Source organism: Bacillus mycoides (genome assembly GCF_018742245.1).
In the GTDB taxonomy this organism is placed as follows: Bacteria; Bacillota; Bacilli; order Bacillales; family Bacillaceae_G; genus Bacillus_A; species Bacillus_A cereus_U.
Window position 1 is genome coordinate 4,150,148 of record NZ_CP036132.1, and the last position, 22,391, is coordinate 4,172,538.

The window sequence follows — 22,391 nt, forward strand, 5'->3', positions numbered from 1 at the left end:
ATAAAAGGTTAGTGTCGTCGTCAACACTAACCAATTAATTCTTCAACAGATGAGGTTGTTCGTTTTTCAGCAAAATACGCATACAACAATTCATTTTCGTCCAATGTGTAATGCTCTTTATATTTTCCATGGACGATAATAGAGTGTTTATATCCTCTGCGAAATTTTGTGAAAATCGTATATAAATGATCTTCCGTTTTCACCTCAATAGGTGCTATTTTTTCAATATCTCTTTTATTCCCATAATAACGTTCTAATAAAAAACGCATAAATGCGTACCGTCTTTGTTTCCATTCTTGATATAAAGAAATCGCTAGAAAAACGAGTAATACCCACATCATAATGTTATTACTATTCCAAAGTAACTGCCATCCTAATATTACACTAAAAAAAACACATGACAATTTCATCATCTTTTCATGTGCTTGTAAATAGGGAAAACGATATGATAATACATTAAATAATACTTTTCCGCCATCAAGTGGCCAAATAGGCAATAGATTAAACCCTAAAATAATGACATTATTCCATACAAAGAAATGGTACAAATCATCAGTTACCCAGCCCGCTTGATACAAAATATAAGCGACCGCAATCATCCATATATGCTGAATTGGCCCAGCTATAACGACAATTAATTCTTCTTTTAATGATTTATTCCCATGCTCTTCCATCTCAACTACGCCACCAAACGGCAAAAGCTGAATTTGTTTAATACGCCAATTATAATACGCTGCGGCAAAAGCATGCCCAAGTTCATGAATGAGAACGATACAAAATAACAATAGCAACTCTTTAAAACGCGCCGTAAAAATACCAATAACAATAATAACCCAAAACAACGGATGCACGGAAATTTTCGTGAAAACATCCCTATATTTAATCAAATGAAATCACCTGAATTGGATCAATAAATTTTTCATTCTTTTTTATTGCAAAATAAAATTTACCATTTTTATTATTTTCATCATTACTCACTGTTCCAATTTTTTGTTTCTTTGAAACGTAATCATATAATTTTACTGACATATCATTTAAATTTGCATACCATGACTCCGTACCATCAGCGTGCTGAATTTGAACTGTATTTCCAAGTTCCTCTTTCTTGCCTGCAAAAACAACTAGCCCTTCATTCACTGACTCAACTGTTGCATTTGTAGCTGTTTGGACAAATACACCTTGACCATTTTTTTGAAAACCTTGCATCACCTTTCCAGAGGCAGGAATTGCATAATCCTTTTGCTGAATCGTTCCTTCCTTTCTCTCATTAGGCGAATAGAATACGAGAGGTTTTCCAAACTGCTTTTCGTACCATTTCGCTACAGTGGCAAACTGAAACTCCTCTGTCATCACTTTTTCTGTAACAGCTTTAGCACCATCGAAAGAAGAAGGAGCATTCTTGTATAAAATAGCAACAGAAAGAACTAATATTGCTGATAGCAACACTTTGAAAAGAAAAACTTCTTTTCGAAATAGAGGATGAATTTCCTTCTCCCCCTCTTCAATAAAGACCGTTTCGCTATCAAAATCTCCTCCCGCAAAATACCGCTCTTCCTCCATCCTTTCTTGCTCTGCTTTCCTTTTCGCAATCCGCTTTTTAATTTCTTCCACACGTCTATTCTTCATACTGTCTCCTTTCTTTCGTTAGCCTTATTCAAATAGAAACAGTTATATACAGTTTGTACATATGTATGAGTTATAGAAGGAAGATATTCATGCGAAGAAAAAAGAAAGCACTCCGCATTTATGCGAAGTGCTTTTAACGGATCCCAAAGAAATTTTTCATCTTTGTAAATACCGATACTTTTTCTTGTTCAAATGCTTGTAATGGTACATTCTCACCTAACAAGCGTCTTGCAATATTACGATAAGCTATTGCTGCTTTCCCACTAGGTTGCAGTGCTACAGGTTCACCTGTATTCGTAGCACGAATAACTTCATCATCATCCTCGACAACTCCAAGAAGCTCGATTGACAGTGTACGTACGATTTCATCAACGTCTAACATATCCTGTTCATGAAGCATATGACTACGCACACGGTTAATGACAAGTTTCGGTGGTTCAATATCCTCTTTCTCTAAAAGCCCGATAATACGATCCGCATCACGCATTGAGGATACTTCTGGTGTTGTTACGACGATTGCTTTATCCGCACCTGCTACTGCATTTTTAAACCCCTGCTCAATCCCCGCAGGACAATCAATTAATATGTAATCATAATCTTGACGTAATACTTGTATTAATTCATCCATTTGTTCAGGTGTTACCGCCGATTTATCGCTCGTTTGTGCTGCAGGTAATAAATAAAGATCATCAAAACGTTTATCTTTAATAAGAGCCTGAGGTAAACGACAACGCCCTTCAACGACATCAACAAGATCAAATACAATACGATTTTCCAGCCCCATTACTACGTCTAAATTGCGTAAACCGATATCTGTATCAATTAAACATACTTTTTTTCCAGATAACGCAAGGGCTGTACCAATGTTCGCAGACGTTGTAGTTTTACCTACTCCGCCTTTTCCAGATGTAATTACTATTGCCTCTCCCACAGCTATACAATTCCCCTTTCTAACTTTGTTAAATTAGGTCTAAGATGTGTGAGAAGTTGCAGGCGATCGACAACAATGTGATTGTTCTCATTAATGTACGCACATTCTGCCGCCTCTGCTCCGTCTTCTTTCTCTTCCGGAGCCCGCATTGTCACATCACTAATTCGGAGTTGCATGGGGTTCATACTAGATGCAGCAATAACAGCTTCTGAATCTCCATCATACCCCGCGTGTGCAATTCCTCTTAATGATCCCACGACAAAAATATTCCCCCCAGCGATAACCGTTCCGCCTGGATTAACATCTCCAATTAATAATAAATTGCCTTTTACATGTAACACTTGTCCAGAGCGAACAATTTTGGAAATAGGGACAATTTCTGTTTCTTCTTTCCAAGCTATTGCTTCTGCTTTTGTTATAACATCACTTTCGATTGATTCCACAACAAGGTTCTTCTTATTGCGAATTAACGTACGAATCTCTTCTTGTTGTACTTCTGTTAAATAGCGATTTCCTACTTTAACACGCACTTCAATTAAAGAACGTCCGTCACCCTCATAGTAATGTGTAGAAAGCTTTTCATCCAATTCTTTTAGTAGTTCAGAGAATGAACAGCAATCATCTAAATGAAGTGTTATTCCATCTTTTGTCCCTTTTATCGTTACATTTTGTTGCTTTTTTTCTTCCACTAAAGTTCACCCCACCGATTCAATTCGACATAAAATTAGAAAATCCTTTTTTCTTTTTCTTCTATCGCTTTTGAAAGACGCACTAAATATCGTCTCAGTGGGAAACAAACTATTAACAAGAAAATTCCATTTAGCAATAAAGTAGCAAGGAGACGATCTGTGAAAAAGACAGATGCTGACATGTGAGTACGTCCTAACAAAGTTAAAAACCCATACACATAATACTCTAATGCTGCAATGCCAGCCAGTACGATAGAAGCGACAATAAATAAATTCAATTGTAATACCTTCATCACACTATAAACTAAATAAGCTAAAATCGGATAAGCAAAAATATATATACCGACAAGTTCTGTGTATACGGTATCAAATAAGAAACCAAATAATAGTCCGTAGTAAATCCCTTGAATTGGACTATAGTACACTGTAATAAAACATAACACAATTATAAAGAAATGCGGTGCTGCTATACTGTTGTTCCAAAAGACGTCTGTTGGAACAACAGTAGAGAACATATTTTCAAATAAAAAAACAAAAAGGAGCAGAAGAGGAAGAGCTGCTCTTTTTAAAATCGTCATCATCTCTTCTCCCCCTCCTATTCTAACGACGCTGTAGGCATATCACGTTTTGCAACTATAATATGCTCTACATCATTCAAATCAGCGGATGGTTTTACATAAGCTGTTTTTGTTAAACCGTATGGATCTGGCTGAACATCAACAATTTTCCCAATCGCAAGACCTTTTGGGAAGATATCACCAAGTCCAGATGTTACAACTAGTTGATCTTTTTCTACTTTTGCATCAGAGCTAATCTTTGTGAAAAGAAGTAGTTGTTTTTCTTTATCGTAACCTTCAATCAATCCAAAGATATTTTCTTGTCCTTGTACAATAGCAGAAACACGGTTTGTTCGGCTCATAGAACTTAACAACTCTACTGACGATGTAAACTGAGATGCACTTTTTACGCGTCCAACTAAACCTTTCGGAGTTACAACAGCCATATCTTTTTTAATCCCTTGCTGTGCTCCTTTATCAATTGCAACTAAATCGTACCATTTATCGGGATTACGAGAAACCACACTAGCTTGTACTTCCGTATAATCACCACGGGACTTTTCTTTACCAGTTAATTCTCGTAGTTTTTTATTCTCATCCTCTAAATTTTTCACTACTACAGATAAATCTGCGGTAGTATCTAATTTTGCTTTCAGCTTTTTATTCTCTTCATACGTGCGCTTTACATCTTCTACGTTTTCGAAGAATCCGGCAACATAATTCGCTGGCTTTTGGAATACACGTTCTACAACACCGACAGTATCTTTAATAAACTGCTCTGGCCATGTTAAACTATTCCGTTCTTTCAATGAGATTCCAATCAATGCCACGAGAAGAATAATACTAACTAACAAAACAATTAATCTTTTGTTTAAGAAAAACTGTGGCACGTTCACACCCTCTTAATTTCAGTGATTTTTATTTTGCAATATTATCGAGCAGCAGTTTTGAAAAGGTCGATATTGTCTAACGCTTTACCCGTTCCAATTGCTACGCAATCTAATGGGTTCTCTGCAACAAGAACTGGCATATTTGTTTCTTCACTAATAACTTTATCTAAGTTACGTAGTAATGCCCCACCACCTGTTAATACGATACCACGGTCCATAATATCCGCTGCTAATTCAGGTGGAGTTTTTTCTAACGTATTTTTAACTGATTCTACAATTGCATCTACTGTATCTTTTAATGCGTCTGCAATTTCTTCTGGTTGAATTAGTACTGTTTTTGGTAAACCACTTACTAAATCACGACCGCGAATTTCCATAGGCTCGATACCTTCTGGCTCGCCTGCAGAACCGATTTCTAATTTTAGTGCTTCTGCTGTTCTTTCACCGATCATTAAGTTGTAACTTTTCTTAATGTACTGAATGATTGAATCGTCCATATCATCACCAGCAACACGAACTGATTGACTTGTTACAATACCACCTAAAGAAATAATTGCAACTTCTGTTGTACCACCACCGATATCAACAACCATACTACCAGTCGGCTCCCAAACAGGTAAGTTTGCACCAATTGCTGCTGCAAATGGCTCTTCGATTGGATAAGCATCACGAGCACCAGCTTGACGAGTCGCATCGATTACCGCACGTCTTTCTACAGCTGTAATACCAGATGGTACACATACCATTACGTATGGCTTACGTGAGAAGAATCCATTTGATTTTTGAGCTTGTTGAATGTAGTATTTCATCATTGTTGCTGTTGTTTCATAATCAGCAATTACACCATCTTTCATAGGGCGAAGTGCCACTACGTTTCCTGGTGTACGACCAATCATTTGTTTTGCATCGCTACCTACCGCAACGATTTGTTTCGTATCAGTTTGTAATGCTACTACTGAAGGTTCACGTAAAACTACACCTTTTCCTTTCACATATACAAGCGTGTTCGCTGTTCCTAAGTCAATTCCAAGATCGCGAGTAAATCCACCAAATCCAAACATATCATTTATCTTCCCTTCTTATTTTCACGGACTCATTTTTCTTACTTTATATTTATAAAAACAGTACGTTTTTTTATATCTGTATCCTTCTTGTAGATAATTTTCTACAAAAAACTCATAAATCACATTATAAAACAAAATAGGTAAAAAGAATAGTCTTAAATATGACCTTTTTCCTTTAAACTCACGAATTTATGGTCACCTATTATGATATGATCAAGCACTTCAATTCCAATAATTCGACCACATTCTACTAGTCGTTTTGTAACTTCAATATCTTCACGGCTCGGCGCCGGATCTCCTGAGGGATGGTTATGAAGACATATAATAGAGGCTGCTGCACGGCGAAACGCTTCTTTAAAAACTTCCCTTGGGTGCACAATCGACGTATTTAAACTTCCAATAAAAATAGTTTGCCTATGTATAACTTGATTTTTCGTATTCAAATATAAACAAACAAAATGCTCCTGTTGCAAAAAACGCATCTCTTCCATCATATAACTCGCACAATCTTCTGGACTTCGAATACTATATCTATTTTGATATTCTAAACGTACCATTCTTCTACCTAATTCAAAAGCAGCCATAAGCTGCGACGCCTTTGCAATCCCAACACCATGAATGCTCATCATCTCTTCTAACGTTGCATCCTTTAACATTCGTAGGCCGTCAAAATGATGTAGAATATTATCTGATAACGTTAACACCGTTTCTTCTTTAGAACCCGTTCTGAGTAAAACTGCAAGAAGTTCTCGATTCGATAAACTTCCTGCTCCTTCTAACAATAAACGCTCCCGTGGCTGTTCTTCTCTCACAACATCACGAATACCGTTCATCTCTCCACCCCTTTTTTTACGATTTCTCCTAAAGAAAACCCCATGCAATTTTACGCATGGGTTACATCGCTATCAAACTGTTTTAGTTCACGGACAAGACGCGCAATTGGCAAGCCAACTACACTGTAGTAGTCCCCTTGAATATGTTGAACAAAAATAGACCCTTTACCTTGAATTCCATAGCTTCCTGCTTTATCAAGCGGTTCCTTCGATGCAACGTATACGTCTATTTCCTCTTCTGTTAATTCCCAAAATGTTACTTCTGTACGTTCATAAAAAGTTACCGTTTTTTCTTTCAATATAATTGCAACACCTGTGTATACTTCGTGTGTTTTCCCCGATAATAATCGTAACATTTCTTTCGCCTCAGCCTCATTAGACGGCTTTCCAAGAATACGTGAATCATATGTAACAATTGTATCTGCACCTAATACAACGTGATCACTATGATTTTCTGCCACAGCAGATGCTTTTTGCAAAGCAAGCGACATAACAATATCAGAAGGTGATAAATATGCACCAATCGTCTCTTCTACTTCACTAACAACGATTTCAAATGGCACATCAGCTAATTCAAGCAGTTCCTTCCTCCTAGGTGATCCTGAAGCTAAAATAATTTTCCTCATATTTTCTCCTTCCCTTCTCGCATGAAGCAGAATAATTCAAATCAATCGTATCAAAGGAATAGTTTCCCCACAAATTCTAGAAATATCATTTTCTCTAAACAAAATAATAGTTCTTTTTAAATACGATTATATTCTGTCCATACAGAAAGCACTTTGCTCTAAATTCAAAAGAAAAGAAAGAAGTATATGTACTTCTTTCTCCTTCATCTTATTATCTTATTGTTTTACTTTTTGTGAAACCATTTTTTCGTACGAAAGTAATCCATCAATAATAACTTGATTTAATTTAGCTACAGATTCCTTATCGCCCTTCCCTTCCTTAATCGTTTGCACCGCTATTGACGTATACGTATAAAGCTTCTTCGCATCTTCACGCTTCATACTCTTCGCTTCCTTTTCAATAGCTTTCCACTCTTTTTCAATCGCCTCTATATCTTTTGGATTACTTTTTCCATTAGTTTGTACGCTGGACGCATATTTTGTTAAATGAGTATATAATGGCTGCACTTTCGCTAAAAACATTCCTACTTCTTTATCATTTTTGAGCAATGCTTTATCTGTAATATCCCAATTTTTTTTCAAAACTGAAACACCATCTTGCTTATACTGATCTATTAATTGATTAACAGCCTGTTCATCGCTCGTAATACCAACAACTAACGCATACTTATCACCACTCGGTTTCAAAGCAGCCACGCCCCCATTGCCTTTCCACTCTTCAAGAGCGGCCTGTCCCTTTTCTTCGGAAGAATAAATCCCTCCTTGAACAAAAAATAATTTCATCGGGTCTAATGAGGTTCCTACCTGCGCTTTTTGTTTTTCCTCTTTTGGTGCCGGGGTTTGTTCTGCCGTTCCACCCACCTTTGATACTTCATTCCCCATCTGCTTCGAAGCTGTTACTTCGCTTCCCCCTGTCGTCCCTTGTCCCTTAAGTAAATGCAGCATTCCCATTCCAAACGCCGTACCAATAACAATTGCAGTTGCAACGATTGCAATTATTGTATTACTCCACTTCTTTCGTTTTTTTTCCTTAGACACTAATTTCGCTTTTTGAAACGGAACAACGTTTTTTAGTCTTTCACTTTCTACTACCATCCAGTCAAACTCATCCTTCTTTTTTTCCTCATACTTCGCTTCTGTTCCATTTACTTTCACTGAGATCGTTCGTGATTGCTTGTCCATACACTCACACCTCACCTCTTATCGTTGTCCGCATCATATCATATTCACTTCGCAAAAAAACGAGATATTTGTCAGAGAAATTCGCCAAATAATCCTATATATTTATCTTATATGTATGCATTTGACTTCATTTGTAGAACAAAAAACTAGATAGCAAAGACTATCTAGTTTTTCTCGCGAATATATTTTCGAACTTCAGAAATGAAATAAAGAGAACCTGTTATGATAAAGACATCATTTTCTCCAATCATACCAACTTTTGTATCAATTGCCTCTTTCCAATCTTCAAAAACTAATTTTGACTCTTGTTGTGAATACGATGCAAGCTTGTCAGCAGAAATGGCACGATCAAAGGCAAACGTCGTAAATATTATTTCATCAGCAACTTTTTCTAATTGCCCTACCATGTTATGTAACTGTTTGTCACCAAGAGCAGTAAATAAAACTATTACATTCTTCTTTTTATAATGTGCCTCTACTGTTTTTACAAGACTTTCAATACCTTCTGGATTATGAGCACCATCTATTATAATATCTGGATTACTTTGTAACTTTTCAAATCGACCAATCCAGTAGGCTTCTTGTAAGCCAGCTTTCATTTCCTCTTCATTAATTAAAAATGATAAATATGTTTTTAAATACATTACTGCCATAAGCGCTAGCGCTGCATTGCCTACTTGATGAATACCTTTCATTGAAATTCGAACATTTTCAAATGAGGCGAATGGACAAGCAAAATCAAAATGTTCCCCATCTTCATTAGAATGTTTATGTAATGTTGTAAACTGTTTTCCAAGTTCATATAAGCTTGCATGATTTTCCTTAGCAACCGTTTGAATTACTTGTAATGCTTCTTCATTTTTCACACCAGTAATAACTGGAACACCAGACTTAATAATTCCTGCCTTTTCATATGCAATTTCTCCTAGTGTATTGCCTAAAATATGCATATGATCGTGGCCGATATTCGTAATAATCGTGAGAACCGGATGAATAACATTTGTAGAATCAAATCTTCCCCCAAGCCCCGTTTCAAATAGAACAACATCACAGAAATTAACTTTACCGAAATAACAAATTGCCATTACTGTAATGATTTCAAACTCAGTCGCTTCTCCTAAGTCCGTCTCATCTAATTTTTCAACGACTGGCTTTACCATATTTACAAGTTCCGCAATCTCTTCATCTGCAATCGGTATTCCGTTTACACTAATACGTTCATTGAATGTTTCTATGTAAGGCGATGTAAACGTTCCTACTTTATATTTCGCGCCTTCTAACATGTAGCGCATATATGTTAAAGTTGAACCTTTTCCATTTGTGCCGGCAAGATGCACACATTTTATATGACGCTCTGGATTTCCGAGTTCTTCTAACATCCATTGCATTCTTTCTAGTCCTGGTTTTATCCCAAATTTCAATCGGCTATGAATCCAGCTTATCGCTTCTTCGTATGTATGTATCACGTTTGCTATTCCCCTTTCAAAAGACAAACTTCATAATTCTATTATACGCAAAGAAAAGAGACTCACCAATATAGTGAGTCTCTGAAAAACATTTTATTTTTCAAGATCAGCTAGACGTTGACGAACCGCTTCGCGTTTTTCTAGATAATCTTGCTCTTTCGCACGCTCTCCGTCAATAACTTCTGCAGGAGCTTTTGCTACGAATCCTTGGTTTGAAAGTTTCTTCTGTACACGTTCTACTTCTTTATCGAACTTCTCAAGTTCTTTTTCAAGACGCGCTTTCTCTTCATCAAGATTGATAAGATCAGCTAACGGTAAGAATAACTCTGCACCTGATACGATTGCAGTCATCGCTTTTTCTGGCGCTTGTAAATCAATCTTAATCGTTAGTTCACTTGGGTTACAGAAACGCTCAATGTAAGAACTGTTTTTCGTAAGCTGAGCTAGTACTACCTCGTCTTTTGCTTTAATTTGCATTTGAACTTTTTTGCTCATTGGTGTATTTACTTCCGCACGGATGTTACGAACAGAGCGAATGATATCAACTAGAAGGTGCATTTCTGCTGCCGCTTCTTTATCTTGTAAATCTTCACGAACTGTTGGCCATGCCGCTACTGTAATAGACTCGCCTTCATGCGGTAAATGCTGCCAAATTTTCTCTGTTACAAATGGCATGAATGGGTGTAATAGACGCATCGTTTGGTCTAATACGTAAGCTAAAATAGAACGAGTTGTTTTCTTAGCTTCTTCATCTTCACCGTATAGTGGCAGTTTCGCCATCTCAATGTACCAGTCACAGAAATCATCCCAAATGAAGTTGTATAATGAACGACCAGCTTCACCGAACTCATATTTATCCATGTTACGTGTTACACTTTCGATTGTTTCGTTTAAGCGAGTTAAAATCCACTTATCTGCAACTGATTTTTCACCAGTTAAATCGATTTCTTCATACTTCATGTCATCCATGTTCATTAATACGAAACGTGATGCGTTCCAAATTTTATTAATGAAGTTCCAAGTAGATTCTACTTTTTCCATGCTGAAACGTAAATCTTGACCTGGTGCACTTCCTGTTGATAAGAAATAGCGCATTGCATCTGCACCGTACTTCTCGATAACATCCATTGGATCAATACCGTTACCAAGAGATTTACTCATTTTACGTCCTTGCTCATCACGAACTAAACCGTGAATTAATACATCTTTAAATGGACGCTCTCCTGTAAACTCTAAACCTTGGAAAATCATACGAGATACCCAGAAGAAGATAATGTCATAACCAGTTACTAAAGCATCTGTTGAATAGAACTTTTTAAAGTCTGCTGCATCTTCATTCGGCCAGCCAAGTGTTGAGAATGGCCATAGTGCTGAACTAAACCATGTATCAAGTACGTCATTATCTTGATTCCAGTTTTCAATATCTGCTGGTGCTTCTGTACCTACGTATACTTCACCAGTTTCTTTATGATACCAAGCTGGGATGCGGTGTCCCCACCATAATTGACGAGAAATACACCAGTCATGAATGTTTTCCATCCAGCGTAAGTATGTGTTTTCAAAACGCTCTGGTACGAACGTTACTTTTTCTTCTTCTTTTTGTTGAAGTGCTACTGCTTTTTCTGCAAGTGGAGCCATTTTTACGAACCATTGTGTTGATAAGTAAGGCTCAACAACTGCACCGCTACGCTCACTATGACCTACTGAGTGCATATGAGGCTCAATTTCTACTAATACGCCAGCTTCTTGTAAGTCTTTCACTAACTCTTTACGGCATTCAAAACGATCCATACCGTTGTACTTACCAGCTTTTTCGTTCATCGTTCCATCTTCGTTCATTACTAAAATACGTGGTAAGTCATGACGGTTACCTACTTCAAAGTCATTCGGGTCATGAGCTGGTGTAATTTTTACAACGCCTGTTCCGAAGTCTTTTTCTACGTATTCATCAGCAATAATCGGAATCTCACGGCCTACGATTGGAAGTGTAACTGTTTTTCCGATTAAATGTTTGTAACGATCATCTTCTGGATGAACTGCTACTGCTGTATCACCAAGCATTGTTTCTGGACGAGTAGTTGCAAGGCGAATGTGACCTGAACCGTCTGTTAACGGATAGTTCATATGGTAGAATGCACCTTGAACTTCTTTATGAATTACTTCAATATCAGAAAGAGCTGTGCGTGTTGCTGGATCCCAGTTGATGATATACTCACCGCGGTAAATTAAGCCTTTTTCATATAATTGAACGAATACTTTATTAACAGCATTAGATAAACCTTCGTCTAATGTGAAGCGTTCACGAGAATAGTCTAGTCCTAAACCAACTTTCCCCCATTGTTGACGAATGTGAGAAGCGTATTCTTCTTTCCATTCCCAAGCTTTTTCAAGGAATTTCTCACGGCCAAGATCGTAACGTGAAATACCTTCTTCACGAAGTTTCCCTTCTACTTTCGCTTGCGTTGCGATACCAGCATGGTCCATTCCTGGAAGCCATAATACATCATAACCTTGCATACGCTTTGTACGAGTTAAAATATCTTGAAGAGTTGTATCCCAAGCATGACCTAAGTGTAACTTACCAGTTACGTTCGGAGGTGGGATTACAATTGTATATGGTTGTTTCTTCTCGTCTCCTGTTGCTTCGAAATATTTGCCTTCAAGCCACCACTTGTAAAGGCCTTCTTCAACGGACATATGATCATATTTAGTTGGTAAATTCTTTTCCGTGTTTGACATTATTTTCCCTCCTTAAAATAAAAAATGCCCCTCATCCAAAAAAGGACGAGGGACATCGCGGTACCACCTTTATTTACAAACAAATTCAGAATTTGCTTATACTCTTAATTTGATAACGGACAAATCCGTCTTTTCCTAATGAGAACCATTCCGTTCAGAAAAGATGCTCCAGGGCTACCTTCTAACATAACTATCTAGAGAACCTCCCAGCCAATGGTTCCCCTCTCTGAAGACGTTTCATGTTATACTCTTCCCCTTCGATGCATTTATGTGATTGTTAATTATTATATACAATAGTGTAAAAAACGAAACCTTATTCGTCAAGATAAATTTGAAACTATGACCTTTATCTCTTTATGGAACTAATAAAAAAAGATAAGCAGGGTTCTCCCTACTTATCTTCTTTATCCCGCGTTAACGAGCAGTAAGACCCCCACCTCAAAATCCGGCTGAAACAAAGAAGTTAGGTGGGAGATCCACTGCCCGTAAACGCCCGATTGGTGAAGGCTAATAATCAGTGGGGGATGAACAAAACCCCCACTGATTAAAGTTTCACTTTATCCGTTCCCTTGCTGGGCAGCTTGTAACTGCGAAAGGAAATATTCTATATTGCTAATGAGCCAATGCGATTGCTGCAGGCTTTTCACCCCGCGGAGCTCATTTTCTTCATTACGACTCTTTCTTCTTTTCGTATACGACTGAATTTGCCGAATAAAATGCGACGGGTACGTCATATACGCAAACATAAGAATCTGCTCCTCTTTCGTAAATGGAAAATTTTTTTGATACATTTGATACCATTCAAAGCGGTCACTCCGCGCAATTGGATATGTGTTTAAAGACCTTGAATAAAAGCTGACGATATCCTGTACCGGTGTAGCAAACTGAGACTTTTCTAAACTAATAAAATAACCGTTTCGTTCATAATCAAATAAAAAGTGATTAAGCGATACATTCCCATGAACGAAAGTAGTACGTGTCGTTTCCTTTTCTTTCATTGCATCATGCCATTCACTTAATTGTTTCGTTGCGAACTCACGCGCTCTCATAACATGGTGATAATACGTACAATATTGTAATTCAAATGGCGACATATACCACTTCGCTTCAGATTCTACAAGAAACTCTTCTAATATCTCACCATCATTTTCCCAACGTTCGGATATATTTGTATAATGTTTTTCTAAATCTTCTTCTGTATAAGTTTCCTCTTTCACCGTTTTTTGATGCAACGTCCCGAGCGTTTGAAACATCTTATGGTATTGATCATTATCTTCGCCATTTCCTTCCGCACGTTCTAACCAAGGCATTAAATAATAGCTATACGTCCCATCACTTAAAACATAATTCCCGTCCGTCGCATGATAGATAGGTACATAATTCGAAAAACCTTTCTCCTTCAAATATTGAATATGGTGCAAAAAATTATTCCGCTCTAATTTTCTATCTTGTATTTTCTTTAACGCATACGGACCTTGATTCGTATAAATTTTCATCACACTTCCGTGCTCTTCCATATGTTGAGTGTCCAATCTATATTGCCTCACAATGGGTTCATAGCGATTTCGTAATTCAATATCCATACGAATAACCCTTTCTTATTCAAAACATAGCTTCTAGGAAAAGAAAAGAGGTGAGTGAAAAAACTCACTCACTTATTTCGCTGTTGCTTTTGAAACAGGAATATATATAATTTGCCCTGTAGTTAAATATATATCTTCTGATTGATTTACACGATATAAGCTTTGTACAGTCGTTTCATAACGTTCTGCAACAGCTTCAATTGTGTCTCCTTCTTGTACGAAGTACATTCTTAACTTCGTAAATTCTTCTTCTGGTTCTTTCGTAAATAATTTCGTTAAATAAAGTGCATTTTCATCTCGCTGTGAATATGCTTCTTCCTCTGGCTCTTCCTGCTTTTTCGCTTTTTCTTTCTTGAAATTTTTTCGCCCGAACAATTCAAATTGTGGCGTCGTTTCTTTCTCCTCTTCACGCCCCGCAAATTCATGTTCTTCTAATTCCTCTTCTTCTATTTCTTGCTCTTTTCTTTCTTCTAACTGAAACGGTTCAAATGCATAATCTTCCCATCCATCTGATTCTTTATAGGCTGGTACCTCTTCGTGCGGTGCAGGTCTACTTTCATCATCTTCAGCTGAATCAGCTTCCAACTCGGCATACGCCGTCTCTTCCTCTTCACCCTCGGTTCTTTCTTCGTCACATAAACCTGTAATAGATATATCCGCTAATAGTTGTAAGCAACCATTTTCCTTTAATTCATAATCAAATTCCTCGATTGATACATATAATTCTTCAATTACTTTCACTCGATTTCTTGGAATTGATATTTCGAGCGGAAAGGAATGGACAAGCTCATTAACCCCATCTGCCCTTGTTTCTACATAATCAATTGCCTTTGCTGGTGATAGCTCTCTTAATGAATAAGCTGAATCATCTTGCCTTGCAACATACTCTCCCGTTAAATCTAATTGCCCTCTCACGATAACTTCATGATCGAGCTCCTCTATCTCAACGTCTGGATCTAACGAAATTGACAAAAGTTCTTCGACTTCCTGTCCCTTTTGGAACCAAACAGATTCTTTTAACGAAAATCGTAATGAATGATCTGTTGCCACTTCTTTTCCCCCTCCCAAACTATAGGTCATTACAGATTTATGTTCCCTAAGGCTACTTTATGAATAAAAAAAATCGCTCCCCTAATGGAAAGCGATTTTCTCTAAGAAATTATGCTTTTAATTTTGACATTGCAATTTCAGCCGCCGCAATTGTCGCCTCAATATCTGCATCACTATGTGCTGTCGATAAGAATAAACCTTCAAATTGAGAAGGTGGTAAAAATACACCTTGTTCTACCATTTCACGATAGTAAGCTGCAAAGAATTCTAAGTTTGAAGATTTTGCTGTATCATAATTAATAACCTGCTCATCTGTAAAGAAAATACCAATCATAGAACCTGCACGATTAATATGATGCGGGATATTATGCTTTTCAGCTGCCTTACGTAGTCCAGCCTCTAACATTTCTGCTTTACGCTCAAATTCCACATATGATTCTGGCGTTAACTGCACTAACGTTTCATAGCCTGCTGTCATGGCAAGTGGATTACCCGATAATGTTCCGGCTTGGTAAATCGGTCCGCTTGGTGCAACTTGACGCATAATCTCTGCCTTACCACCGTATGCTCCTACCGGCAAGCCACCACCGATTACTTTACCTAAACAAGTTAAATCAGGAGTTACGCCGTAGTAACCTTGTCCACAATTATAAGCAACACGGAATCCTGTCATTACTTCATCAAAAATAAGTAGTGCACCGTTTTGCTCTGTCACTTCACGAAGTCCTTCTAAAAATCCTGGTTGCGGGGGAACAACACCCATATTCCCTGCCACTGGTTCTACAATTATACAAGCGATGTCATCACCGAATTGTTCGAAAGCATATTTTACACTTTCTAAATCGTTGTACGCTACTGTAATCGTATTTTTCGCTACACCTTCTGGTACACCAGGGCTATCTGGTAAACCTAGCGTCGCCACACCAGAACCTGCTTTAATTAATAACGAATCGCCATGACCATGGTAACAACCAATGAATTTCAAAATTTTGTTACGCCCTGTATAACCTCGAGCTAAACGTAGTGCACTCATTGTCGCTTCTGTTCCAGAGTTAACCATACGTACAATTTCAATTGATGGCACGCGCTCAATAACAAGCTGCGCTAATTTATTTTCAATTTCTGTTGGTGCACCAAAGCTTGTTCCTTTTTCAGCAACAGCTTTTAAAGCCTCAACAACACGGTCGTTCGCATGACCATGAATTAAAGGTCCCCACGATAATACGTAATCGATGTATTCATTCCCATCGATATCATATACTTTAGAGCCTTTTCCGCGCTCCATAAACAGCGGATTCATACCAACAGACTTAAAGGCACGAACAGGGCTATTTACGCCACCAGGCATTAAATTTTGTGCCTCTTCAAACGCCGCAATCGACTTATCGAACTTTTTCATTATTTAGCGCCTCCTTCTTGTAACCATCTTGCTGCATCTTTTGCATGATACGTAATAATCAAGTCTGCTCCTGCGCGTTTCATGCTAATTAATTTCTCAAGTACAACTTCTTTTTCATTAATCCAACCATTTTGCGCTGCTGCTTTAATCATCGAATATTCACCACTTACGTTATAAGCAACGACTGGTAAGTTAAAGCTATTTTTCACATCACGAACGATATCTAAATAAGAAAGAGCTGGCTTTACAATTAAGAAGTCTGCCCCTTCCATTACATCTGATTCTGCTTCACGGAATGCTTCCATACGGTTCGCTGGGTCCATTTGATATGTTTTACGGTCACCGAACTGCGGTGCACCATGTGCTGCATCACGGAACGGTCCGTAAAATGCTGATGAATATTTCACAGCGTACGACATAACTGGTACGTGCGCGAAACCATTTTCATCTAATGCATGGCGAATTGCTGTTACGAATCCGTCCATCATATTTGATGGTGCAATAATGTCTGCGCCTGCTTTCGCTTGACTTACAGCTGTTTTTGCAAGAACTGCAAGAGACTCATCATTTAAAATAACGCCATCTTCTATAACACCGCAATGACCATGGCTTGTGAATTGACATAAACATGTATCTGCAACTACTACTAGCTCTGGGAACTCATCTTTAATTTGCTTAATTGCACGCTGTACAATTCCATGCTCACAATATGCCGATGATCCAACTTCGTCCTTTTCAGCAGGTAAACCAAATACAATAACAGAACGAATACCTAAATCAACGACCTCTTGCATTTCAGCTTGCAATAAGTCTAACGACATTTGATATACGCCTGGCATAGAAGGAACTTCATTACGAGTATTTTCTCCTTCTAATACAAAAATAGGGTAAATAAAATCTTCTGTATGTAAAAATGTTTCACGCACAAGTGCACGCATGCCCCCGCTTTGTCTTAGACGACGATGACGATTAAATTGTAAAGAATTCATAGATTTCTATCCCCATTCTTTTATTTTATAGATTTACAAATGCATTGCAGTAATGCTTCTACAGTGTACTCTTTTGGCACAATAACATGTGGAAAATAAAGGTTCGCCTCTTTTTCCGTAATAGGCCCTATACAAGCAATTGTACATTTTTTTGTCCATTCTCTCCAGTTTGTACCCTCAAGTAAATGAACAAAACTATCAACAGTTGACGGGCTCGTAAATGTAATAATATTTACTTCCCCTAATTTCAATGCTGCTATGAGTTCTTGTTTTTTCTCTACATTCACCTTCGTACCGTATACGATTAGCTCATCTAGAAAAACACCAAACTCCCTAAGTTTAACCGGGATTACATCTCTTGCTAAATTCCCTTTCGGAAATAAAATACGCTCGTTTCCACTTAATTCTTTTAGAAACTCTTCGGCAAATGTTTCTGCAACAAATGAGGTCGGAACAAAATGAACTTGATAGCCCCTTTTTTCTAACTCTAATTTTGTTTTCACGCCTACCGCAGCGATTTTAATAGTTAATGGTATTTTTGTTTCTAAACCATCTAGAAAAAAAGCTACACCATTTTTACTCGTAAAAATAACCCAGTCATACGAATGTAGTTGCCTTGTTATACGTTGAATTTGCCTATGAGATGTGCCTTCCATACGCAAAAGCGGAATTTCCAATGGAATTCCGCTCCTTTCTTTCACTGCTACACTCATTTGTTTCGCTTGATGCTGGGCACGTGTAACCAATACTATTTTGCCAGCGAGAGCATCCATATTTATTGTTGCTCCTTATTTGCAGCAAGAATGAGCTCTTTTGCTCCTTGTTTAATTAAACGGTCCGCAGCCTCTAATCCTACTTGCTTCGGATCAGTGCCTACTACTATTTCTTTCAATAAAACAGAACCGTCCATAGAACCGACAAGCGCTGTTAATTCGATTGCATCATTTTCCTTAAGAGTTGCATATCCAGCGATTGGAACTTGGCATCCACCTTCAAGTTTATGAAGAAATACTCGTTCAGCAGCCACTGTTCTTTCTGTTACTGCATCATTAATATGTGCTAACAACTGAAGTAAATCCTTATCATCCTCACGACATTCAATTGCTAACGCACCTTGTCCTACGGCTGGTACACATAACGTTTCATCTAAATGTTCTGTAATAACTTCTCCGTCCCAGCCCATTCTCTGTAATCCAGCTGTCGCTAAAATAATTGCATCGTAATCTTCATCTTTTAACTTACGTAAGCGTGTATCGATATTCCCACGAATCCATTTCACTTGTAAATCTGGTCTCGCAGCTAGTAATTGTGCACTACGTCTCAAACTGCTCGTCCCTAAAATCGCGCCTTCTGCTAAGTCTTTAAACGATTCTCCGTTTTTAGAAATAAAAGCATCACGAGGGTCAACGCGCTTTGGCGTACAACCAATCGTTAATCCATCTGGAAGTACAGCTGGCATATCTTTCATACTATGTACAGCCATATCAATTTCTTTCGTAAGTAACGCATGTTCAATTTCCTTTACAAATAAACCTTTTCCGCCTACTTTTGAAAGAGTAACATCTAAAATAACATCACCTTTTGTGACGATTTCTTTCACTTCAAATTCATATGGTAAACCAAGCGCTTTTAATTGATCGATAAACCAATTTGTTTGTGTTAATGCTAGTTTACTCTTTCGTGAACCTACAATAATTTTGCGCATAATTCTCTCTCCTCATTATAAATACCAAAAGTGGAAATTAGATAAACTGCTTAATAGAAAAATGTTAACTAGCATTACGAGAAATGCCCCGATATTCCACAGCACAATTTTCTTACCTTGCAACACATCTGCCGCTCGTAAATATAAGCCCGCACAATATACAAATAGAACGACAAAAGACCCGATTACTTTCGTATCATACCAATGGAAATTATCCAATTTTGTATATCCCCATATGCATCCTAATATAATTGCTAATAAGAAAAACGGAACAGAAAATAAATTTAATCCGTAAGACATAGATTCAAGCTTCGGCAAATTCCCTAACCTTCTTAATCTCGCATTCCATTTTTTCTTTTTTAATAGCCGATATTGCAATAAATACATAATAGAAAAAATAAACGATACAGTAAACGTTGCATAAGAAATAATCGCCATACCGACATGCACGTATACAAGTTCTGAAACTAATTGCTCTGCAAGTACTGGCGACATCTTTCCGAGCGGTGTAAAAATAGAAAAAGCGCTTACGCCAAATGCTACAACATTTGTAAAAAAGACTAAAAAGTCAATGCGCATAAATCGATTAATGACTAATGACATCGTAATCAATAACCAAACATAAAAATAAATCCCTGACAATAAAGTTAAAATAGGATTCGTTTCTGAATCTGTAGCCCTAAGCAACATAAAGATAGACTGCAATACCCATACAATCGAAAGTAACCAAAAAGCAAATCGGTTCGCCTTTCGGTTACTTTGAAAATAATCTATAAAATATAAACTAATGCTACAAGCATATAAAATAATTGCAATATGATAAATAATACTGTTATTTAAAAAACTCATCCGATCATCCTTCCAAGTTATAAAGATGGAACGGATGGTGTCCACGCTCTTTTATGTTCTACTTCTTCCGTATTTCCCGCTTCTTCCACTTCTAAATCAAAAATCTTCGCAAATAAAGCTAATTTTTCGCCAGCTCCCTCTTCAGCAGCTAATTCTTTAGCTACTAAAATTGGATCTTTTAACAATTGGTTAATAATACTTTTCGTATGTTTACTAATTACTTTTTTCTCACGATCACTAAGGTTTGGTATTTTTCGTTCCAGGCTTTCCATCGTGTCACTTTGAATTGCTAGCGCTTTATCACGAAGAGCCGATATTAACGGTACAACACCAAGCGTACTTAACCACGTTTTAAATAAAACCATTTCCTCTTCAATCATAAATTGAATTTTCTCTGCCTCTTTTAAACGTTCAGCACGGTTTGCTTCAACTACACCTTGCAAATCGTCGATATCATATAAGAAAGAGCCTTCTAATTCATCAATCGCAGGATCAATATCACGTGGTACTGCAATATCAACCATAAATAACGGACGACCAGAGCGCATTCTCTCTACTTTCGTCATCATCTCTTTCGTAATGACATATTCTGATGCACCCGTTGAACTAATTAAAATATCCGCTTCTAATAATGCACATTGCAATTCACTTAAAGGCTTTGCATGTCCCATATATTTCTCAGCCATCACTTCCGCTTTCGTAAGCGTCCTATTCATAACTGTTACTTTACGAGCACCGCTTCCGTATAAGTTTTGCAGTGCAAGTTCACCCATCTTACCAGCACCAAGAATAAGTACATGACAATCTGTTAAATCTCCAAATATTTTCTTTCCGAGCTCAACAGCAGCATAACTAACAGACATCGCACTTTCACCAATCGTTGTTTCTGAGTGCGCACGTTTTGCTAACGTAACCACTTGCTTAAACAACTCATTAAAAATTGTACCTGTCGCTTTTACTTGTTGCGCTTCTAAAAAGCTATCTTTTATTTGACCTAAAATTTGCGTTTCTCCAACAACCATAGAATCTAGACCGCACGTTACGCGGAATAAATGATCTATTGCGCCATCTTGTTCAAAAATAGACAAGTATGGTGCGACTTCTTCTATTTCAAGCTGAAACCAATCAGCTAAAAACTTCTTAATGTAATACCGTCCCGTGTGTAATTGATCGACAACAGCGTAAATCTCAGTGCGATTACAAGTTGATACAATGACATTTTCTAGTACGCTCTTTTGGTTTTGTAATGTAGTCATTGCTTGCTCTAGCTCTGCTGCTTGAAATGTGAGTTTCTCACGAAATTCTACAGGGGCTGTTCGATAATTTACACTAACAACAAGAATATGCACGCAGCATGTCCCCCTTCACCCGTTTTATCACTTTATCTACTATCATAATACAACTTTCCTCTTATGAATCTGACAATCGTGTGAACAACTGATTATTTTTTCTCCATATGTAATAAAGGAGCTTCAGTAAGATTAATAAAGAACTCTCTACTTTATAATGATTATAAAATAATAACTCTATTTGTACGTTACCAAAAAAAGTCCTCATAATCAAGTGATGGAAACTATTCCATATTAATTATAACATCATCTTTTCTATCTTCTTTCATCATGAAGGAAAATATGTATGATTGTTCCAAAATATAGTACTCACTTTCTCAATGCAATGCATTTGACATTGTATTTATTTTTCGTTATATTGATTTTGCAAAATTAAATTGTGCACAATTTAAAAATATAAGGAGTTGCTTATGAAAGAAAATCCTCTACATCTAGATAACCAACTTTGTTTTTCTATTTACGCTTGTTCTAAAGAGGTTACTCGTTTTTACCGTCCCTATTTAGAAGAAATGGGCATTACGTATCCCCAGTACATTACTTTACTCGTACTCTGGGAACGAGACGGACTAACAGTAAAAGAAATTGGAGAACGTCTATTTTTAGATTCTGGTACTTTAACACCTATGTTAAAACGGATGGAATCATTAAAACTTGTACAACGTGTTCGTTCAAAAGAAGACGAGCGAAAAGTTTGTATTGAATTAACAGAACAAGGTAAAGATTTAAAAGAAATAGCTTGTTCATTACCGACAACGATGGCTACAAATTTAGGAATTACAGAGCAAGAGTATCATTCTTTATTAATCCAATTAAACACATTAATTGAAACAATGAAAAAAATTAATGATAGAAAAGGGGAATAAA

At 37.2% G+C, this 22,391-nt stretch carries 21 protein-coding genes and 1 other annotated feature; of the genes, 1 reads left to right on the top strand and 20 read right to left on the bottom strand.

What is annotated here, in order from left to right:
- Positions 1-26: 26 nt before the first annotated feature.
- The 20 genes from EXW56_RS21280 to hemA form a co-directional block, all read right to left on the bottom strand.
- Positions 27-887, bottom strand: coding sequence for a M50 family metallopeptidase (locus EXW56_RS21280; protein WP_002199263.1), 861 nt, complete (start codon positions 885-887; stop codon positions 27-29).
- Positions 880-1,626, bottom strand: coding sequence for a stage IV sporulation protein SpoIVFA (spoIVFA, locus tag EXW56_RS21285; RefSeq protein ID WP_002199262.1), 747 nt, complete (start codon positions 1,624-1,626; stop codon positions 880-882). Before spoIVFA ends, EXW56_RS21280 begins: the two co-directional genes overlap by 8 nt.
- Positions 1,627-1,759: 133 nt before the next feature.
- Positions 1,760-2,557 (bottom strand): septum site-determining protein MinD, encoded by a 798-nt coding sequence (minD, locus tag EXW56_RS21290; protein ID WP_000503308.1) that lies wholly within the window; start codon positions 2,555-2,557, stop codon positions 1,760-1,762.
- Between the two features lie 2 nt (positions 2,558-2,559).
- A complete protein-coding gene (gene minC / locus EXW56_RS21295; RefSeq protein WP_002112042.1) occupies positions 2,560-3,246 on the bottom strand; it encodes a septum site-determining protein MinC in 687 nt (228 codons plus the stop codon).
- 35 nt (positions 3,247-3,281) lie between these two features.
- Positions 3,282-3,827, bottom strand: coding sequence for a rod shape-determining protein MreD (mreD, locus tag EXW56_RS21300; RefSeq protein ID WP_002112043.1), 546 nt, complete (start codon positions 3,825-3,827; stop codon positions 3,282-3,284).
- Positions 3,828-3,841: 14 nt separating this feature from the next.
- On the bottom strand, positions 3,842-4,693 hold the full coding sequence (gene mreC, locus EXW56_RS21305; protein ID WP_002145588.1) for a rod shape-determining protein MreC: 852 nt from the start codon (positions 4,691-4,693) through the stop codon (positions 3,842-3,844).
- A 41-nt stretch (positions 4,694-4,734) separates the two neighbouring features.
- Positions 4,735-5,754 (bottom strand): cell shape-determining protein MreB, encoded by a 1,020-nt coding sequence (gene mreB / locus EXW56_RS21310; protein WP_000466738.1) that lies wholly within the window; start codon positions 5,752-5,754, stop codon positions 4,735-4,737.
- Between the two features lie 158 nt (positions 5,755-5,912).
- Positions 5,913-6,590, bottom strand: a complete 678-nt coding sequence (gene radC / locus EXW56_RS21315; protein WP_002015368.1) for a DNA repair protein RadC — start codon at positions 6,588-6,590, stop codon at positions 5,913-5,915.
- A 50-nt stretch (positions 6,591-6,640) separates the two neighbouring features.
- Complete coding sequence (locus EXW56_RS21320; protein WP_002112047.1) at positions 6,641-7,216, bottom strand: Maf family protein; 576 nt, start codon at positions 7,214-7,216, stop codon at positions 6,641-6,643.
- 216 nt (positions 7,217-7,432) lie between these two features.
- Positions 7,433-8,398 carry a hypothetical protein gene (locus EXW56_RS21325; RefSeq protein ID WP_002199261.1) on the bottom strand — a complete coding sequence of 322 codons (966 nt, stop codon included), beginning with the start codon at positions 8,396-8,398 and terminating at the stop codon, positions 7,433-7,435.
- Between the two features lie 164 nt (positions 8,399-8,562).
- Positions 8,563-9,864 carry a bifunctional folylpolyglutamate synthase/dihydrofolate synthase gene (locus tag EXW56_RS21330; RefSeq protein ID WP_215557508.1) on the bottom strand — a complete coding sequence of 434 codons (1,302 nt, stop codon included), beginning with the start codon at positions 9,862-9,864 and terminating at the stop codon, positions 8,563-8,565.
- A gap of 93 nt (positions 9,865-9,957) precedes the next feature.
- Positions 9,958-12,603 carry a valine--tRNA ligase gene (locus tag EXW56_RS21335; protein WP_215557509.1) on the bottom strand — a complete coding sequence of 882 codons (2,646 nt, stop codon included), beginning with the start codon at positions 12,601-12,603 and terminating at the stop codon, positions 9,958-9,960.
- Between the two features lie 38 nt (positions 12,604-12,641).
- Positions 12,642-12,873: a binding site (T-box leader), on the bottom strand.
- A gap of 287 nt (positions 12,874-13,160) precedes the next feature.
- The gene (gene ysxE / locus EXW56_RS21340; protein ID WP_215557510.1) at positions 13,161-14,186 is read right to left on the bottom strand and encodes a spore coat protein YsxE; all 1,026 of its coding nucleotides are present in this window, start codon (positions 14,184-14,186) and stop codon (positions 13,161-13,163) included.
- 72 nt (positions 14,187-14,258) lie between these two features.
- The gene (spoVID, locus tag EXW56_RS21345) at positions 14,259-15,266 is read right to left on the bottom strand and encodes a stage VI sporulation protein D (RefSeq protein ID WP_199659369.1); all 1,008 of its coding nucleotides are present in this window, start codon (positions 15,264-15,266) and stop codon (positions 14,259-14,261) included.
- Between the two features lie 79 nt (positions 15,267-15,345).
- Complete coding sequence (gene hemL, locus EXW56_RS21350) at positions 15,346-16,635, bottom strand: glutamate-1-semialdehyde 2,1-aminomutase (RefSeq protein ID WP_002112056.1); 1,290 nt, start codon at positions 16,633-16,635, stop codon at positions 15,346-15,348.
- Positions 16,635-17,624: a porphobilinogen synthase gene (gene hemB, locus EXW56_RS21355; protein WP_002112058.1), complete on the bottom strand. Its 990-nt coding sequence runs from the start codon at positions 17,622-17,624 to the stop codon at positions 16,635-16,637. The genes hemL and hemB overlap by 1 nt, the downstream gene beginning before the upstream one ends.
- A gap of 20 nt (positions 17,625-17,644) precedes the next feature.
- Positions 17,645-18,397: a uroporphyrinogen-III synthase gene (hemD, locus tag EXW56_RS21360; RefSeq protein WP_215596921.1), complete on the bottom strand. Its 753-nt coding sequence runs from the start codon at positions 18,395-18,397 to the stop codon at positions 17,645-17,647.
- Between the two features lie 2 nt (positions 18,398-18,399).
- Entirely contained in the window at positions 18,400-19,329 is a 930-nt protein-coding gene (hemC, locus tag EXW56_RS21365) for a hydroxymethylbilane synthase (protein ID WP_002199254.1), read from the bottom strand.
- Positions 19,330-19,344: 15 nt separating this feature from the next.
- On the bottom strand, positions 19,345-20,178 hold the full coding sequence (locus EXW56_RS21370; protein WP_002112062.1) for a cytochrome c biogenesis protein: 834 nt from the start codon (positions 20,176-20,178) through the stop codon (positions 19,345-19,347).
- Positions 20,179-20,195: 17 nt separating this feature from the next.
- Positions 20,196-21,527: a glutamyl-tRNA reductase gene (gene hemA / locus EXW56_RS21375; protein ID WP_002112063.1), complete on the bottom strand. Its 1,332-nt coding sequence runs from the start codon at positions 21,525-21,527 to the stop codon at positions 20,196-20,198.
- Positions 21,528-21,937: 410 nt separating this feature from the next.
- On the opposite strand from hemA, the gene EXW56_RS21380 reads away from it, so the two are divergent.
- Positions 21,938-22,390, top strand: coding sequence for a MarR family winged helix-turn-helix transcriptional regulator (locus EXW56_RS21380; protein ID WP_002112064.1), 453 nt, complete (start codon positions 21,938-21,940; stop codon positions 22,388-22,390).
- Position 22,391 lies beyond the last annotated feature (1 nt).

Excerpts from the sequence above, each read along its gene's own strand:
- ysxE (WP_215557510.1), bottom strand. The coding sequence starts at position 14,186 with ATGGATATTGAATTACGAAATCGCTATGAACCCATTGTGAGGCAATAT.
- EXW56_RS21325 (WP_002199261.1), bottom strand. The coding sequence starts at position 8,398 with ATGGACAAGCAATCACGAACGATCTCAGTGAAAGTAAATGGAACAGAA.
- EXW56_RS21370 (WP_002112062.1), bottom strand. The coding sequence starts at position 20,178 with ATGAGTTTTTTAAATAACAGTATTATTTATCATATTGCAATTATTTTA.
- hemB (WP_002112058.1), bottom strand. The coding sequence starts at position 17,624 with ATGAATTCTTTACAATTTAATCGTCATCGTCGTCTAAGACAAAGCGGG.
- mreB (WP_000466738.1), bottom strand. The coding sequence starts at position 5,754 with ATGTTTGGATTTGGTGGATTTACTCGCGATCTTGGAATTGACTTAGGA.
- EXW56_RS21320 (WP_002112047.1), bottom strand. The coding sequence starts at position 7,216 with ATGAGGAAAATTATTTTAGCTTCAGGATCACCTAGGAGGAAGGAACTG.
- hemL (WP_002112056.1), bottom strand. The coding sequence starts at position 16,635 with ATGAAAAAGTTCGATAAGTCGATTGCGGCGTTTGAAGAGGCACAAAAT.
- mreD (WP_002112043.1), bottom strand. The coding sequence starts at position 3,827 with ATGATGACGATTTTAAAAAGAGCAGCTCTTCCTCTTCTGCTCCTTTTT.
- spoVID (WP_199659369.1), bottom strand. The coding sequence starts at position 15,266 with ATGACCTATAGTTTGGGAGGGGGAAAAGAAGTGGCAACAGATCATTCA.
- radC (WP_002015368.1), bottom strand. The coding sequence starts at position 6,590 with ATGAACGGTATTCGTGATGTTGTGAGAGAAGAACAGCCACGGGAGCGT.
- EXW56_RS21335 (WP_215557509.1), bottom strand. The coding sequence starts at position 12,603 with ATGTCAAACACGGAAAAGAATTTACCAACTAAATATGATCATATGTCC.
- hemD (WP_215596921.1), bottom strand. The coding sequence starts at position 18,397 with ATGGATGCTCTCGCTGGCAAAATAGTATTGGTTACACGTGCCCAGCAT.
- spoIVFA (WP_002199262.1), bottom strand. The coding sequence starts at position 1,626 with ATGAAGAATAGACGTGTGGAAGAAATTAAAAAGCGGATTGCGAAAAGG.
- hemC (WP_002199254.1), bottom strand. The coding sequence starts at position 19,329 with ATGCGCAAAATTATTGTAGGTTCACGAAAGAGTAAACTAGCATTAACA.
- EXW56_RS21380 (WP_002112064.1), top strand. The coding sequence starts at position 21,938 with ATGAAAGAAAATCCTCTACATCTAGATAACCAACTTTGTTTTTCTATT.